Source organism: Blastomonas natatoria (assembly GCF_003201955.1).
Taxonomy (GTDB): domain Bacteria; phylum Pseudomonadota; class Alphaproteobacteria; order Sphingomonadales; family Sphingomonadaceae; genus Blastomonas; species Blastomonas natatoria.
Genome location: NZ_QJJM01000007.1, coordinates 234,721 through 250,690 on the forward strand (window position 1 = coordinate 234,721; position 15,970 = coordinate 250,690).

General features: G+C 62.7%; 15 protein-coding genes and 1 tRNA gene. 6 read left to right on the top strand and 10 right to left on the bottom strand.

What is annotated here, in order from left to right; all coding sequences use genetic code 11:
• Positions 1 to 2: 2 nt before the first annotated feature.
• A complete protein-coding gene (hfq, locus tag C7451_RS11005; protein WP_279629492.1) occupies positions 3 to 533 on the top strand; it encodes an RNA chaperone Hfq in 531 nt (176 codons plus the stop codon).
• Positions 534 to 573: 40 nt separating this feature from the next.
• Positions 574 to 1,881 (top strand): GTPase HflX, encoded by a 1,308-nt coding sequence (gene hflX / locus C7451_RS11010; protein WP_110298995.1) that lies wholly within the window; start codon positions 574 to 576, stop codon positions 1,879 to 1,881.
• Here the strand turns inward: hflX and mazG are convergent.
• The 10 genes from mazG to C7451_RS11060 are packed head-to-tail and all read right to left on the bottom strand — an operon-like array spanning position 1,876 to position 11,614.
• The gene (gene mazG / locus C7451_RS11015; RefSeq protein ID WP_110298996.1) at positions 1,876 to 2,670 is read right to left on the bottom strand and encodes a nucleoside triphosphate pyrophosphohydrolase; all 795 of its coding nucleotides are present in this window, start codon (positions 2,668 to 2,670) and stop codon (positions 1,876 to 1,878) included. The two genes, hflX and mazG, sit on opposite strands and share 6 nt — an antisense overlap.
• Positions 2,663 to 3,355 (bottom strand): retropepsin-like aspartic protease family protein, encoded by a 693-nt coding sequence (locus C7451_RS11020; protein WP_110298997.1) that lies wholly within the window; start codon positions 3,353 to 3,355, stop codon positions 2,663 to 2,665. The genes mazG and C7451_RS11020 overlap by 8 nt, the downstream gene beginning before the upstream one ends.
• On the bottom strand, positions 3,352 to 4,131 hold the full coding sequence (locus C7451_RS11025; protein WP_110298998.1) for an MBL fold metallo-hydrolase: 780 nt from the start codon (positions 4,129 to 4,131) through the stop codon (positions 3,352 to 3,354). The genes C7451_RS11020 and C7451_RS11025 overlap by 4 nt, the downstream gene beginning before the upstream one ends.
• A complete protein-coding gene (locus C7451_RS11030; RefSeq protein ID WP_110298999.1) occupies positions 4,128 to 4,907 on the bottom strand; it encodes a TatD family hydrolase in 780 nt (259 codons plus the stop codon). The genes C7451_RS11025 and C7451_RS11030 overlap by 4 nt, the downstream gene beginning before the upstream one ends.
• The gene (metG, locus tag C7451_RS11035) at positions 4,907 to 6,469 is read right to left on the bottom strand and encodes a methionine--tRNA ligase (protein ID WP_110299038.1); all 1,563 of its coding nucleotides are present in this window, start codon (positions 6,467 to 6,469) and stop codon (positions 4,907 to 4,909) included. The genes C7451_RS11030 and metG overlap by 1 nt, the downstream gene beginning before the upstream one ends.
• Before the next feature lie 50 nt (positions 6,470 to 6,519).
• Positions 6,520 to 7,530: a DNA polymerase III subunit delta' gene (locus tag C7451_RS11040; RefSeq protein WP_110299000.1), complete on the bottom strand. Its 1,011-nt coding sequence runs from the start codon at positions 7,528 to 7,530 to the stop codon at positions 6,520 to 6,522.
• Positions 7,531 to 7,534: 4 nt separating this feature from the next.
• Positions 7,535 to 8,161: a dTMP kinase gene (tmk, locus tag C7451_RS11045; protein WP_110299001.1), complete on the bottom strand. Its 627-nt coding sequence runs from the start codon at positions 8,159 to 8,161 to the stop codon at positions 7,535 to 7,537.
• A gap of 6 nt (positions 8,162 to 8,167) precedes the next feature.
• Complete coding sequence (locus C7451_RS11050) at positions 8,168 to 9,313, bottom strand: D-alanyl-D-alanine carboxypeptidase family protein (protein WP_110299002.1); 1,146 nt, start codon at positions 9,311 to 9,313, stop codon at positions 8,168 to 8,170.
• Positions 9,314 to 9,369: 56 nt separating this feature from the next.
• On the bottom strand, positions 9,370 to 10,473 hold the full coding sequence (locus C7451_RS11055; protein WP_244181814.1) for a septal ring lytic transglycosylase RlpA family protein: 1,104 nt from the start codon (positions 10,471 to 10,473) through the stop codon (positions 9,370 to 9,372).
• Positions 10,474 to 10,516: 43 nt separating this feature from the next.
• A complete protein-coding gene (locus C7451_RS11060) occupies positions 10,517 to 11,614 on the bottom strand; it encodes a lytic murein transglycosylase (RefSeq protein ID WP_110299004.1) in 1,098 nt (365 codons plus the stop codon).
• A 205-nt stretch (positions 11,615 to 11,819) separates the two neighbouring features.
• On the opposite strand from C7451_RS11060, the gene C7451_RS11065 reads away from it, so the two are divergent.
• The 4 genes from C7451_RS11065 to C7451_RS11080 all read left to right on the top strand — a co-directional run bounded on the left by C7451_RS11065 (position 11,820) and on the right by C7451_RS11080 (position 15,844).
• Positions 11,820 to 11,909 (top strand) — tRNA-Ser (locus tag C7451_RS11065).
• Between the two features lie 363 nt (positions 11,910 to 12,272).
• Entirely contained in the window at positions 12,273 to 13,439 is a 1,167-nt protein-coding gene (locus tag C7451_RS11070) for a PepSY-associated TM helix domain-containing protein (RefSeq protein WP_110299005.1), read from the top strand.
• On the top strand, positions 13,436 to 13,615 hold the full coding sequence (locus C7451_RS11075) for a hypothetical protein (RefSeq protein ID WP_110299006.1): 180 nt from the start codon (positions 13,436 to 13,438) through the stop codon (positions 13,613 to 13,615). The genes C7451_RS11070 and C7451_RS11075 overlap by 4 nt, the downstream gene beginning before the upstream one ends.
• A gap of 33 nt (positions 13,616 to 13,648) precedes the next feature.
• Positions 13,649 to 15,844 carry a TonB-dependent receptor gene (locus tag C7451_RS11080; protein WP_244181815.1) on the top strand — a complete coding sequence of 732 codons (2,196 nt, stop codon included), beginning with the start codon at positions 13,649 to 13,651 and terminating at the stop codon, positions 15,842 to 15,844.
• The last annotated feature ends 126 nt before the right edge of the window (positions 15,845 to 15,970 follow it).

Below are 15,970 nucleotides of genomic sequence, written 5' to 3' on the forward strand. Positions count from 1 at the left end.
TGGTGCAACGTCGCCACCAAGACCGGGGGTCAAGAATGACCGAAAAGGCTCAGAACATTCAGGATGTTTTCCTCAACTCCCTGAGAAAATCGAAAATTCCCGTGACCATGTTTCTGGTCAAGGGCGTCAAGTTGCAGGGCATTGTAACCTGGTTCGACAATTTCTCCGTCATGCTTCGCCGCGATGGACAGTCGCAGCTGGTATACAAGCATGCCATCTCGACGGTGATGCCGGCCCAGCCGATCGATCTTGGCATGTTTGCCGGACTGATGGGGGCCAAGAGCGCCAAGAACCGCAACCTTCAGGAAGTCTTCCTGCGCACTGTCCAGGAAACCGGCGTTCCGGTGACCATGTTTCTGATCAACGGCGTGATGCTGCAGGGCAAGGTAGCGGCGTACGACCTGTTCTGCATGCTGCTAGAACGCGAAGGCATGGCTCAACTGGCCTACAAGCATGCCGTATCGACCGTACAGCCCAATGCGCCGGTGGACCTGACCGGTGATTGGGGCGACTCCGAAGGCGATGACGACTGACCCTGCGGATTGCGGGGGCAGACTAGGAATGATTTGACATTTGACTGACCCCCAGACCCTCGAATTTGCGCGCGGTGCCCGCGCGGTGATAGCCTATCCCGATCTCGGTCGCCGCGGCTCGGTGGATGCCGACGCGCGCCTGGAAGAGGCGAGGGGCCTTGCGCTCGCCATCGGCATTCAGGTGTGCGCGGCGCACGCCTTTCGCATCCGGACCGCGCGCCCCGCGACGCTGTTCGGTGGCGGCCAGGTCGAGATCATCGCCCATAGCCTCGAGGACGAGAAGGCGGAGCTGCTGATCGTCGATGGCAGCCTGTCGGCTATCCAGCAGCGCAATCTGGAAGAGCGGCTCAAGGTCAAGGTGATCGACCGGACCGGTCTGATCCTCGAGATTTTCGGCGAGCGGGCTGCAACCGCCGAAGGCCGGCTGCAGGTCGAACTGGCGCATCTTGATTATCAGGCCGGGCGACTGGTGCGCAGCTGGACGCATCTTGAGCGCCAGCGGGGTGGCTTCGGCTTTCTGGGTGGCCCGGGCGAAACCCAGATCGAGGCCGACCGCCGGATGATCCGCGATCGCATGGCCAAGCTTCGCCGCGAGCTTGAACAGGTGAAGCGCACGCGTGGTCTGCATCGCGAACGTCGGCAGAAGGCGCCATGGCCGGTCATTGCGCTGGTCGGCTATACCAATGCCGGCAAGTCGACATTGTTCAACCGTCTGACCAATGCGGGCGTGATGGCAGAGGATCTTCTATTTGCCACGCTCGACCCGACCATGCGCGCGATCAGGCTCGACGGCGTCGAAAAGGTCATACTTTCGGATACCGTCGGCTTTGTGTCGGACCTCCCGACGGAACTGGTTGCGGCCTTCCGTGCCACGCTTGAAGAGGTTCTGTCGGCCGATCTCATCATCCATGTCCGCGACATGTCGCATCCTGAAGCGGACATGCAGGCGCAGTCGGTCGAGACCATTCTCGCGGATCTCGGTCTCGAGCTTGATCCGGTGCTGGCTGGGCAGGGGCTCGCGGTACCCCTGATCGAAGCCTGGAACAAATGGGATGTTCTGGACGACGATGCGCGCGATCGCCTTCTTGCGACCGCTCCTCGAGATCGGACGGTTTGCCCGATCTCCGCGCTCACGGGCCAAGGGGTCTCCGAATTGCTGCGCGCTGCCTCGTCAGCGCTCGTGATCGGTCATCGTGTCCATGATCTGACATTGGCGCGTCATGATGGCCAGCGGATCGCATGGCTGCACGCGCATGGCGAGGTGCTGGAAAGTCGGGAGCAGGGCGAGGCTCTGGCGCTTTCCGTTAGGCTGTCCGACAAGGACTGGGGCCGCTTTCAGGCGCTATAGCTCGGTTTCGCCGCGCTTTGCGCGCTGCCACAGGGCTTCCTTGTCGTCGAGCGCGAGCGTATCAAATCCTTCTCCGCCGATCGCTTCCATTGCACGGAAGCGGCGTTCGAACTTGGCATTGGCGGCCCGTAGCGCATCCTCGGCGCTGACACCCATATGTCGCACGACATTCACCACGGCAAACAGCAGGTCACCTGCCTCTTCGGTGCGCTCGGCCTCGGTTCCGGCTTCAAGCAGTTCCTCGATTTCCTCGCCCACCTTCTCGATTGCGCCCATGACATCGGGCCAGTCGAACCCGGTACGTGCCGCGCGTTTCTGCAGCTTCTGCGCTCGCATCAGGGCCGGCAGTGCCAACGCAACGCCGTCCATCGCGCTATCGGCGCCGCCGCTGCTGCGCTCTTCGGCCTTGATTGCTTCCCAGTCCCAGTTCTCGACCGACTGGTCTGCAAAGATATGCGGATGGCGCCGTACCATCTTGTCGCTGATCGACGCAATGACATCGCGGATCGAAAAATGGCCGGATTCCTCGGCCATGCGGCTGTGGAACACAACCTGCAGAAGCAGATCGCCAAGCTCGTCCTTGAGCGCGGCCATGTCATCGCGCGCGATCGCGTCGGCGACCTCATAGGCTTCCTCGATCGTATATGGCGCGATGGTCGCGAAGCTTTGTGCGATATCCCAAGGACAGCCCTGATCCTTGTCGCGCAATCGGGCCATGATCCGGACCAGGCGATCAAGCGGCACGGTGCTGGCGGGGGATACGTCGGCGGGGTCGATCTGGTCAGTCATGTCTGTGAGTCCGATAATATATATTATGTTTAGTAAAATCGTTGCTAACGGGTAGCACGGACATGGAGACCGTGAGGTCGCTTCTGGCCGGAACCAGTATCATCCTATCCCCCTCGACACGCCAGCTCTCCAGTTCGGACAGGAAGTTCATTCCCAGAACATTCGTGTCGCCAAATGCCTCGGCAACGACCACCTTGTGATCGGCCATCTGCAGCGAGCCCACGCGCAGGTTCGCGATCGTTCCGCGCTCTGCCTCGACCGCGCCGTTGGCCGTTTCGATGATCGTCTTGAGGCCAAGCCCACCGGTGTCGATGCCGGCATCGCGGGCAGCAGCAGCAGACAATGCGGTGAATGTCGCACCACTGTCGATCATGAAGCGAACGGAACGGCCGTTGACTTCGGCATTGACCCAGAAATGTCCATCCTCGCTCTTGCGTAAGGTCAACGGTTCGCCCGATATGGCCGGTGCGCTGGCAAGGCCGATTTCCTCGGTGACACGCTGCCAGATCAGCTTCATTTCGGGTCGAAAGCTGAGCAACAGGAACAGCAGCGAGAAAATGCCGACCCATGCGAATGCCATCTTGATCGTCTGTCCGATGGGCAGCGCTCGCGATATCAGTGCGCTGCCGACCAGGACCAGCAGCAGCAGGCTGTAGATCAGGTTGGCGGTATCGCTTTCGCTCATGCAGCCATCCGGTCCAGATCGATGACCAGCCCGTCATAGCCCGGCTCCACATCGTCGGGCAACTCGGCGCAGAGCGCGGCGTAATCGAGCGATTTGTCCATATGGGTCAGGATCGTATGCCGGGCGGATGTGCGGCGCGCCAGGTCCAGTGCCATGTCGAGACTGGCATGGGTCGGATGCTTTTCGAGACGCAGGCAATCGGTGATCAGAAGATCGCATCCCCGGTATAGCGCGACCATATCATCTGTGATGTGGCTGAAATCGGTCGCATACACGATTGAAAGCTCATGATGATCGAAACGCAGGCCGGTCGAGAGCACCGGGCCATGGGGTTGATCGACGGTCCTGACGGTCAGTCCGCACACACGCTGCGTGTCGCCGAGAGGGGTTGCGGAGACGGTCGCGGGATATCCGTCTCCTCCCGCGAACACATAGTCAAACCGGCTCACAAGACTCTGAAGCGTATAATCTTTTGCGAAGCCCGGTATGGGCTTTCTGGTCCGGTGATACAACGCGCGAAGGTCGTCTATGCCATGCGTATGATCGGCATGATCGTGCGTCCAGATGACCGCGTCGAGCGTGCCGATATCCTGGGCAAGCAACTGGTGGCGCAGATCCGGGGAGGTGTCGACCAGAATCCGCTGCCCACCTTGCTCGACGATGATCGACACACGGGTGCGGCGGTTGCGGGGATTGGAAGGATCGCACTCACCCCAGTCGTTGCCGATGCGCGGAACGCCGCCTGACGTTCCCGTGCCGAGCAGGATCGCCCTCACGGATGCGCCCGGCTGAACAGCGCGTAGAAATTGCGCGAGGTTGTCTCGCACAGCTGCTCATAGGACTCGCCGCGCAACTCGGCCAGGAAGCGGGCGGTGTCCGCGACAAAGGCCGGCTCGCCCTGCTTGCCGCGGTGCGGAACGGGCGCAAGAAATGGTGCGTCGGTTTCGACGAGCAGCCGTTCGGCAGGAAGATCCTTGGCAATGGCCGCCAGATCCTTGGCATTCTTGAACGTGACGATGCCCGAGATCGAGATCGACAGCCCCATGGCGAGCACCTTTGCGGCGAAATCGGCGCTAGCGGTGAAACAGTGGATCAGCGCAGGGAAGGCCCCCTTCCCCATTTCGTCTGCCAGAATCGCCGCCGTATCGTCCTCGGCGTCGCGTGTGTGGATGATCAGCGGCAGCCCGGTCTGACGCGAGGCGGCGATATGCGCGCGAAAGCAGCGCCGCTGCTCGTCGCGGTCGGACTTGTCGTAATAATAGTCGAGCCCGGTTTCACCGATGCCGACCACGCGAAGATCGCTCTCTGCGCGCGCAATCAGCCGCGCGGTATCCATATCGGGATGCGCATCGGCCTCATGCGGGTGAATGCCGATGCTGGCCCAGACATCCGCCTCGCGATGCGCGGTAGCCGTCACGTCGTCCCATTCGCTGGCACGGGTGGAGATGTTGAGCATCGCGGTGACGCCCGAAGCGCGCGCGCGTTCGAGCAGCACGGCCTGCTGCTCGGCCATGCCCTTGTAGTTGAGGTGGCAGTGCGAATCGACCAGCATCAGGCGGCGTCTTCGGCTGGCAGTTCGATGCGCGGGAAAAGCGGCTTGGGCGCGCCGATCCTGAAATCGCTGTCGGCGAGCGGCGAGTACCAGTGCGTCCTCATGCCGGTGATGCTGCGCACGTCATCGGCGACGCCCATATGGTCGAGCAGCGCCTTCGCGCTGGCTGGTATCACCGGGGAGATCGCGACAGCGAGCTGGGCAATGGCAATGTAGAGCGTAGCCAGAACTGTCTGCATCCGCTCCGGATCGGTCTTTTTGAGCGCCCATGGGGCCTGCTCATCGACATAGGCGTTGCAGGCAAAGACCGCGCGCATCCATGCCTCGAGACCTTGGGACAGGGCAAGCTCACCAAAGGCCTTGGGAAGATCACGCTGAAGCGCCTCTTCCAGCGCCGCGAACAGCGCTTCGTCAGCAGGCGTGTGGCCATGGACCGCAGGCAGGGTACCGTCGAGATTCTTGGCGATGAAGCTCAGGATCCGCTGCGCCAGATTGCCGAAGCTGTTGGCAAGGTCGGCATTGGCGCGCTGCGCGATTGCCTCGGGCGAATAGCTGCCATCCTGGCCAAAACTGACTTCGCGCAGCAGGAAATAGCGCAGCTGATCGACGCCAAAGGCATCGGCAAGCGCCATCGGGTCGACGACATTGCCGACCGACTTCGACATCTTCTCGCCTTTATTGAGCAGGAAGCCGTGGCCGAAGACCTGTCTCGGCAGCGGAATTCCGGCGCTCATCAGGAAGGCGGGCCAGTAGACCGCGTGGAAGCGGACAATGTCCTTGCCGATCAGGTGCAGGTCCGCCGGCCAGTATTTCATCAGCGGATCGTTTGCGTCGGGATAGCCCAGCCCCGTCAGATAGTTGGTCAGCGCATCGACCCAGACATACATCACATGGCCGTCGCTGCCCGGCACCTTGACACCCCAGTCGAAGCTGGTGCGCGAAACCGAAAGCGGACGCAGGCCCGATTTGACGAAGCTGACAATCTCGTTGCGGCGGCTGTCGGGCTGCAGGAATTCGGGTTGTTCTTCGTAGAGCGCGAGCAGCCTGTCCTGATATTTGTCCAGCCGGAAGAACCAGCTCTCCTCCACCGTCCATTCGACCGGTGTGCCCTGGGGAGATACCTTGCCCCCCTGCCCGTTGTCGACAAGCTCGTCCTCGGCATAATAGGCCTCGTCGCGGACCGAATACCAGCCCTCATACCGATCGAGATACAGGTCGCCATTGGCTTCCATCGCCTGCCAGATGGCCTGGCTGGCACGATGGTGATCGTCTTCGGAAGTCTGGATGAAACGATCATAGCTGACGTCAAGTCTGTCACACATTTCCTTGAAATATTGCGACATTTCATCGGCCAGCGCCCGCGGCGTGGTGCCCAGTTCACGCGCCTTTTGCAGCATCTTGAGGCCATGGACATCGGTGCCGGTCTGGAAGCGCACATCGCGCCCCATAAGCCGCTGGAAACGCGCGATGACATCGGCGGCGATCGCCTCATAGGCATGGCCGATATGCGGGCGTCCATTGGGATAGCTGATCGCGGTGGTGATATAATAGGGTTCGCCCATGGCGTTCATGTCTGCCGTTTCGTGTGGAGGTTGGCCGTTCTGGATGGCGCCTATCTAGGCGGGGCCAACCGCGCCAGCAAGCCGCCAATTTGAAACGCGACAGCCGCAGCATCGAGGTTCAGCACCACCGCGCGCGAGGCCAGCGCGCCGATGTCCTGCCAGGCGGCAATCGCACCGGGCAACCGATCATCGCGCAGGTCGCGGATTCGGCGGGCGGCAAAGCGCGGGGCATAGGCCAGCAGCGCCTGGAAGCGATCGCGATTGGCCTTGTTGGCCACAAGTGCGCCCAATGCGATCCGTGCCCGGTGTGTACTGTCGCCGTGATCGGCAATTTCGGTCAGCAGCGCGTCGATCTTCGCCATGTCGAGACCGGCAAAGCTGAGCGCCTGACCCGGCGCCCCCTGCCCAAGCCTGACGAGCGCGGCGATTTCCGCTTCGGGCAGTTCTGGCCGCGCGGCGCGTAGGGCATCAGCCATTTCCGTATCCTCGAGCGTCGGAAAATCCAGCGCCAGGCAGCGCGAGCGGATCGTCGGCAGCAACCGCCCGGGATTGTGCGCGATCAGCAGGAACACCGTATCGGCAGGAGGCTCCTCCAGGCTCTTCAGCAGCGCGTTGGCGGCATTGCGCTCCATCATGTCGGCGGAATCGAAGATGATCACTCGTCGGTCGGCCAGGCTGGGCCGCACATTCAGGCGCTTTTGCAGCGCACGGATCTGATCGACCTTGATGTTGCGGGCGGTTTCGAAGGGCTTGCCCTCTTCTGCCTTGCGCGCCTCCTTGTCGTCCTTCGGCCCCAGGGTAATGTAGTGGCAGTCCGGGTGCTTGTCCTGCAGCAGCAGACGGCCCGAGGCGCTACCCAGATCACCATCGAAATGATCGCTGCAATGATCGGGGCTGCGGGTCAGCAGATGCGCGGTCGCAGCCAAGGCGAAACTGCGCTTGCCGATGCCTTCCGGTCCCGCGAGCAGCCAGCCATGATGCAGGCGCCTCGCCTGAAAGGCGCGCAACAGCGTTGTCTCTGCTGCGCCATGGCCTTTCCATTGCGCGGTGGATGCGATCATGACGTCATGCCATCAACGGCTGCAGCGCCGCGACTATGCGATCGTGAACCTGGTCGCTGGTTCCGCTGGCGTCGATGATCCGGAACCGATCCGGTTCTGCCTCGGCAAAGACATGAAATGCAGCGACCACGCGGGCGTGATAGTCCGCGTCGCGACCGCCGATCCGGTCGCTGTTCGCCCCGTCACGCGCCATGGCCCGACGTGCCGCTTCTTCGGAAGGCAGTTCGAGCAGGATGGTGCAACAGGGCAGAAAGCCTTCGGACCCGAAGCGATGCAGCGCCAGGATCGCCTCGTCGCCCAGGCCGCCTGCCACGCCCTGATAGGCACGGCTGCTGTCCAGGAACCGGTCGGAAATCACCCAGGCACCGGCATCGACCGCGGGACGGATAAGCCTGGCGACATGGTCGGCGCGCGCTGCTGCAAACAGCAGTGCTTCGCTTCTGGCGTTCCAGCGATCCGCGCCACCTTCCAGCAGCAGCTTGCGGATCGCCTCGGCGCTTTCGGTGCCGCCCGGCTCGCGGGTCAGCGTGACTTCACGGCCCTGCGCCCTCACCCAATCGGCGAGCAGACGGATCTGAGTCGACTTGCCCACCGCCTCGCCGCCCTCGATCGAGATGAAGCGCCCCCGCATCCTGTATCAGGCGCCGAAGACCGACAGGATGCCAGCCCAGAGCCGCCCGAAAAAGCCAGCCTCCTCGACCGCCTCGCCGGCGACCAGCGGCATGACCTGACGCTGCATGTCTGGCGCGGATACGATAAGGCTCGCAACCTGCTGGCCCTTGGCAATCGGGGCCTTGAGCGGTCCCTGATATACCACCTTGAGCGAAACCTTGTCGGTATCGGCGGTGCGTGGCAGCGTCAGCGCCAGATCGCGCGGCGCGACCAGCGGCAATTCCCGTGCACTGCCCTGCTGCACCGGTGCGGTATCGACGGTCTTGCCCTTGGCAAAGAGCGGCACCGATTTCCATGCCTTGAAGCCCCAGTTCATGAACCTGACAGATTCATCGACCCGGCCGTTGAAGCTGTCGAGCCCTGCGACCACCATCACCAGGCGGCGGCCATTCTGTTCGGCCGAGCCGGTAAAGCCATAGCCAGCCTCGTCGGTATGGCCCGTCTTCAGCCCATCAGCCCCTGCCACCTTGCCCAGCAACGGATCGCGATTGGGCTGGGTGATGCCGTTCCAGGTGAAGCTGCCCTTCGAATAGAAGCGCTTGTAGAGCTTGGGATGGTTGCGGATGGTCGCGGTGGCAAGCGTCGCCAGATCGCGCGCGGTCACCTGAGTCACCCCTTCGTCGGGCCAGCCATTGCTGTTGCCGAACCGGCTGTTGCTGAGGCCGATTTCCCTGGCCTTCTTGTTCATCATGTCGACGAACGCCTCTTCGGACCCTGCAATACCTTCCGCGAGGACGACGCACGCGTCATTGCCCGACAAGGTCACGATACCGTCGAGCAGGTCCGCCACGCTCACCTTGCTGCCAACCGCGAGGAACATGCTGGACCCCTGGTTGTTCCATTTCTTCCAGGTCTCGGCCGAGACAGGCAACGTCTGGTCGAGCTTCAGCTCGCCCTTCTTGATCAGATCGAACGCGACATAGACCGTCATCATCTTGGCCATCGAGGCTGGCGGGATCTGCTTGTCCGCATCGCGCGAGAACAGCACCGCACCTGACGACAGGTCGGTCATATAGGCAATCGGCGCCTCCGACACATAGCTGGGGGCAGCGGCGGCAAGCGGGGTGGCAAGAAGCGAAAACAGGGTAATGCCGAGAATCGGGGTTTTCATGCGGTGTCCGTATATGTGTGTTGCAAGGGCGTGGGCCTTGGCCCGGCCCATCTTCATCAGCGACCGGGGTCCTGCTGGATCTGTACCCCCTGATAGCCCTTCCGTTTCGCCAGCGTAACCCCCTGTTGCGCGGCATTCGCATCGGCATAAGGCCCATAGCGGACGCGAAAGATCTTGCCGTCGTCGCTGACCACTGTCTTTGCGCCGATGCGCTTCGCCAGTTCGTCAGCTCGCCCTTTTGACGAAAATGCGGCTACCTGAACAAAATAGGAGCCAGTTTCAGCCTTGGCGGGAGGCGCGGGCGTATCGGGCTTGGCAGGTGCGGGGTTCAGGGTCGCGCGATTGTCGCCGGTGCCATTCTCCGCCATGCGCGGACGGCCGCCATCGCCTTCCACGATGAAACCGCCGCTGCCCTGCGTGCGTGGCGTAGGCGGCGGAAGCTTTGCCCTGTTGCCAGATGCTGGCTTCGGGGACGATGCTGCAGCGGCTCCGACTTTGGGATTGGGGTCTGCTGATGCGGCGGGCACGGTTGGCGTAGGCGATGGGGTGCTTTCGGGTGCAGGTGCAGCCGCAAGTCCGGCGGGCCTCGGCTTGCCGTCCAGTTTTCTGCGCAAGGGCACCAGCAGCGACTCGGGTGTGTCCATCCGCGCTGCAACCGCCTGGCCCTGCCGCAGCTTCGCGCGCTCGGCCTCGGGCGGATTGACGCGCCGCACACGGACCGCGAAGGCGCCCTGCCCGAGTACGCCTAGCTGCCGCGCAGCACCTTGCGACAGGTCGATCAGCCGATCGGGAGATGCAGGGCCGCGGTCGTTGAGGCGGACCAATATGGTCTTGCCGCTATCGAGCGCGGTGACTTCGACATAGCTGGGCAACGGCAGGGTACGGTGCGCCCCGCTGATCGCGTCGGGGATGAAAGTCTCGCCATTGGCGGTGCTCTTCCCGTCGAGCTCCCGCCCGTACCAGCTGGCATAGCCGGTCTCGTCATAATTGAACACGTCGGTAGGCGTATAAGTGATCCCGCCGAGCTGATAGGGCTCGCCGAGCTTGACCGGGTAATCGGTCACCCCGCCCGCCAGCTTGGGCGGCGCCGTTTCCAGACTGCGGCTCACGCTGCCGCCGCCCCCGCACCCGGCCAGTGCCAGGGTGAGGGTGATGCCCATGATCGTTGAATTCCTCATACCGCTTCCCCCTGTACCCGAAGCTCTAGTTGCGGACGCCGTCAGCCAGGAGGCCAACCGACATCGCATAATAATTGGAGCAATTGTAATCGAGGATTGCCCTATAGTTGCGCGTGAGCAGATAGCCTTGCGCATCCAGACCCGGAGTGATCAGCAGCGACGCCTTGATCCTGTCATCGCCCGGCCAGGTGCCGGCGCGCGGGATCACGCCCAGAGCCTTCCACTCTCGCAGCGTCTTCCATTCGCTATGCCGTTCGATGGCGCGCGCGCATTTGGTCACATTCTCGCGATTGGCGATTGCCGCCGGATTGATGGTGGACGGGATCGATACGGCAAATCCCCAGGGCTCGCCCCTCTGCCAGCCGGCGGCCACCATGTAGTTCGCGATCGACGCGAACGCGTCGGCCCGGCTCGACCAGATTTCCGCCTTGCCGTCACCATCGCCGTCCTTGGCCAGCTTCAGATAGACCGAAGGCAGGAATTGCGGATAACCGAAGGCGCCAGCATAGCTGCCACGCAGAACCGAGCGCGGAACGCCCATGTCCACCATCTTGAGCACCGCAATCAGTTCGCCTTCGAACAGATCGCGGCGGCGTCCCTCATAGGAGAGGGTGGCGAGCGCCGTGGGGAGATCGGTGCGACCGAGCAACGTTCCGTAATTGGTTTCATGCCCGAAGATCGCGACCATTACCGAGGCGGGAACCCCGGTCTTCTGCTCGATGGCAACCAGCCGGGCAGCTTCATCGGCATAGACCTGCCGACCCTGGCGAATTTTGGCGGCATTGATCCGCTTGGCCATTTCCGGCCCGAACGAAGGAAAGCTCTGCCCCGGTGCAGTCGGCGCAAACCGTCGGTCCAGTGCCGCAACGCTGTCATCGAAATTGAGCGAGGGCAGGACGGCGTCGATCGTCCGCTGGGAAACGCCTTCGCGCCGCGCGCGCGAAGCGACGCTGTCAAGATAGCGCCGAAAACCCTGTTCCTGCGACGCCTGCGCCGAGGCCTCCGGCAATGGCTGGACGATCTCGCGCTGCGCGGTACTCGCCGCCGCGCATGCGAGCAGCGCCCCGGTGCTGATCGCTGCAGCAAGACGCAGCGACAGCCTGTGTACGATATTGAAATCCATGCGATACTCCCAGGCTCGGTTGTGCCACCAAGGCGGAACCGGGGAAAGGGCGAACCTGTGCCGCCCATCCCGCCATGGCCACGCTTGACCGGGGCTGAACCATCTGCAGGGCCCGAGCGCAAGTTTCGCTTTTCAGATTTTACCACCTCGGCTAACGAGTGCGCCGCCAGCGCGCCCGCATAGCACGTCCCGGGCCTGCGCCGATGGAAGAGTGTCCGAGTGGTTTAAGGAACCGGTCTTGAAAACCGGCGAGGGTGCAAGCTCTCCGTGGGTTCGAATCCCACCTCTTCCGCCAGCGGCTTCGCTATAGAGTTCGGGTCCTCGGTCATCCGTCATCTTCAGAAGGCTTTGTGCTGCCTTTCTGCTCATGCTCTCCAGTCTATAGTGCGGTCCGAGTGTTCAGCCGCGTGTTGTACGTCCTTGGCTAAAGCGATCTGGCGGGTCGGGCTTTGGCCTGTGCTTGCCCAGGGCGATGAACTCATGTGGCGACATCAGCAACGGGCAGAACCCCATGCAAGCGTGCGCTGCAGTTGCGAATGATTAGCATTGACATCACAGGGGGCCTGCGATAGCCGCGCCGCATGGGGAAGCGGTTCGCGAAATTGTGTCCGTCGTTGGAGCGCAGGGTGCCAGGTTCGGCCCGTGGGGCGTGTGCGGCATGACACGCTCGTCGATCAAGGCCTGGGCTGCGGTTCACAAATGGACGAGCCTTGCATGCACGGCCTTTCTGCTGATGCTCTGCATCACCGGGCTGCCGCTGATTTTCCACGACGAGATCGATTATCTGACCGAAGAACAGCCGGTATTCGGCCGTCCGGGGGTTGGTTCGTCCGGCACCGACAAGGGCTTGCTGTCCCTTGATGCCATGCTCGCGCGCGCGCTGGCCAATCGTCCGGGCGAGGTGCCGCTCTACATGGCCTTCGACAATGACCAGCCGTCGATGACCATCACGACGGGGCCGCGGCCGGATTCGCCCGGCTCGGAAATGACGATCCAGTCGTTCGATCGCTCCACCGGCAAGCTGATCGCCAAGGTCGCGGAGAGCGACGGCGGCGTGATGCATTTCCTGCTGAAGCTGCACACCGACATGTTCCTGGGGCTGCCCGGCATGCTGTTTCTGGGCGTGATGGGCATCGCCTTTGTCGCGGCCCTGGTGTCGGGCGTGGTGCTCTATGCGCCGTTCATGCGCAAGCTCGACTTCGGAACGCTGCGGACCCGCCGCAGCGCGCGGACCAAATGGCTGGATTATCACAACCTGCTGGGCATGGTCGGTCTGGCCTGGATGCTGGTGGTCGGGCTGACCGGTGTGATCAATGCCTTTGCGGTGCCGATCGAAAAGCTGTGGAAGGCGAACGAGCTCGCCGCGATGACTGCCGAATATGCCGGGCGTAAACCTCTGGACCCTGCCCGCTATGGATCGCTCGACAAGGCCATGGCCGCCGCGCGAGCGAAACTGCCGGACAACAACCCGCAATTCATTGCCTTTCCGGGCGGCACCTTCAGCTCCAACCATCATTATGCCGTATTCTTTCAGGGGGATAGCCCGCTGACCGAACGGCTGCTGACGCCTGCGCTGATCGACGCGGAAACGGGGACCTTCACGGCGGCGCGGCAGATGCCCTGGTATTATCAGGCGCTCTCGCTCTCGCGTCCGCTCCACTTTGGCGATTATGGCGGCCTGCCGCTGAAGCTGCTCTGGGCGGCGCTGACGCTGTTTACCATGCATGTGCTGGGCACTGGCCTGTATCTCTGGCTGGCGAGGCGGCCTGACACTGCGCGGATGCCTCGCCCCGTCGGTGTCTCTGCGGTGGAGCCTGCCGAGTGAGCAACACCCGATCCTTGCGCACCATATTTGCCTTGCCTTTCGCGATTTTCGTGATCGGTCTTGCAGGGCTGATCATCGCGCTCACCGGAGATGGCTGGCGCGATGTCGCCGCCTGGATGGCGCTCAGCGCCCCCGTCGCCGCCGCAGCCTGGGCGATGCGCGCGCGCCGCACCTGATTTTTCGTTCTGCCCATTCAAGGAACCTGACACGTGAACACCTCCGCCATCCGCCACGCCCTGTTTGTCGCAACGTCGTTGGGCGCCATCGGCCTGGCCGGTCCCGCTCTGGCGCAGCAGCAGGAGGCGGATGACAAGGAGACCATCATCGTCACCGCGCAGCGCCAAAACCAGTCCGGGGTCGAGCTTAAGGGCAATGCCGGCGTGCTGGGCAGCAAGGATGCCGCCGACATACCGTTCAACATCCGCAGTTATAACGCCGCGCTGATCCTCAACCAGCAGCCGCAGACCCTGGGCCAGGTGCTGGAGAACGACCCCACTATCCGCACGACCACCGGCTTCGGCATTGCCGGCGAACTGTTCGTCATCCGCGGCTTTGCGCTGGCGGGCGACGATATCGGCTTTGACGGGCTGTACGGCATCACCCCGCGCCAGCTGGTCGCGCCCGAGCTGTATGAATCAGTGCAGGTCCTGAACGGCGCCAGCGCGTTTCTCAACGGGGCGGCGCCCGGCGGCACCGGTATCGGCGGCAGCGTCAACCTGATCCCCAAGCGCGCCACGGCAGATCCGATCACCCGCGCCACGCTCGGCTTTACCGGGCCCGAACATGTCGGCGGCGGCTTCGACTTCGGTCGCAGGCTCGGCAGCAATGGCGAATGGGGCATCCGCATCAACGGCACCGCCCGCGCCGGGGACGCTTCGATCGACGACGAGTTTCGCAGCACCTATGTCCTGGGTGCCGCGATCGATTACAATTCCGGACCGTTCCGCGCGATGCTCGATCTTGCCTATCAGCGGGTGAAGGTGTCGCATTTCCGGCCCAAGCTGCGCGTGAATACGCTGACGGCCATCCCCGACGCACCCGATGCGGGGACCAACTACGGCCAGCCTTGGCAATATACCGAGCTGCGCGACATATTCGGCCAGTTCCGCATGGAATATGACGTCGCCAAGGATGTCATGGTCTATGCTGCATTCGGGGCCCGCGACGGATCGGAAGAGGGCGTGTACAGCACGCCGACGCTCGTCAATCTGAACGGCGAGATCACCGTCAGCAGCTCCTTCATCCCGCGTACCGACAATAACGAGGCTGCAACCGTCGGTGCACGCGCGAAGCTGAGCGGTGGCGGGATCAGCCACGAGTTCAATGTCGGTGGATCGATGAACTGGCTAGTCAATCGCAACGCGTTTGAATTCTACGCGCTGTCGGCGGGGCGCAACAATCTCTATGCGCCGGTGGAACTTCCGCGCTCTACAACCGTGACCTTTGTCGGCGGCGATCTGGCCGATCCGTTCCCGATTTCGCGTTCGCGGCTGTCGAGCGCGTTCTTCTCGGACACCATCGGCTTGTGGGATGATCGGATCCTGATCACTGCGGGGCTGCGTCTGCAGGTGATCAACGCCAAGTCCTATTCCAACGCCACCGGGGCGCTGGTCAGCGAATATGACGAGGACAAGGTGACCCCGGTCTTCGGCCTGGTCATCAAGCCGACAGAAACCCTGTCGCTCTATGCCAATCGCATCGAGGGCCTGGTGCAGGGTGCAACCGCCCCGCAGACCGGGGCCAATCCTTCGGGCGACCCTGCCCTGCCCGTGACCAATGCCGGCCAGATCCTGGCTCCTTTCGTCTCCGAGCAATATGAAGTCGGCGGGAAGCTGAGGCTGGGCGAGATCGATCTTTCGCTGGCATTGTTCCAGATCGATCGCGAGAGCTCGATCCTGCGGCTCGATCCGAACAACGCTGGCGCGCTCGAGTTCGGTCCGTTCGGCATTCAGCGCCATCGCGGCATCGAATTCACCATTGCGGGCGAACTGGCCGAAGGTCTGCGGCTGATCGGTGGCGGATCGGTGATCGATGCAAAACTGCGGCGCACGCAGAACGGTGTCAGCGACGGCGCGCAGGCTGTTGGTGTCCCCGAACATACGCTCAATGCCAATGTCGAATGGGACGTGCCATTCATCCCCGCGCTCACCCTGACCGGCCGCGTGGTGCATACCGGCGAGCAGGCAGCCAATATCGGCAACACCCTGTTCCTGCAGGACTGGACCCGGATTGATCTGGGTGCGCGCTATGTAGCGGTGGTGGCAGGCAAGCCGCTGACCTTCCGCCTGAACATCGATAATGTCGCAGATGCCGACTATTGGGCATCGGCGTTCGACAGTTTCCGGCCCGATTTGCAGCTGGGTGCGCCGCGCACCGTCAAGGCCTCAATGACCTACGATTTCTAGGTAGAGGCTCGGTCCAGCACGGAAACCGGTAAGAGCCTGATCCGAAATTAAGTTGAGTGGTGCCAGTGGGTTAGCTTGACGCCAGCCCAAGTCGTTGATTCAGGTGGTTTTGCGAAGACTACCGGA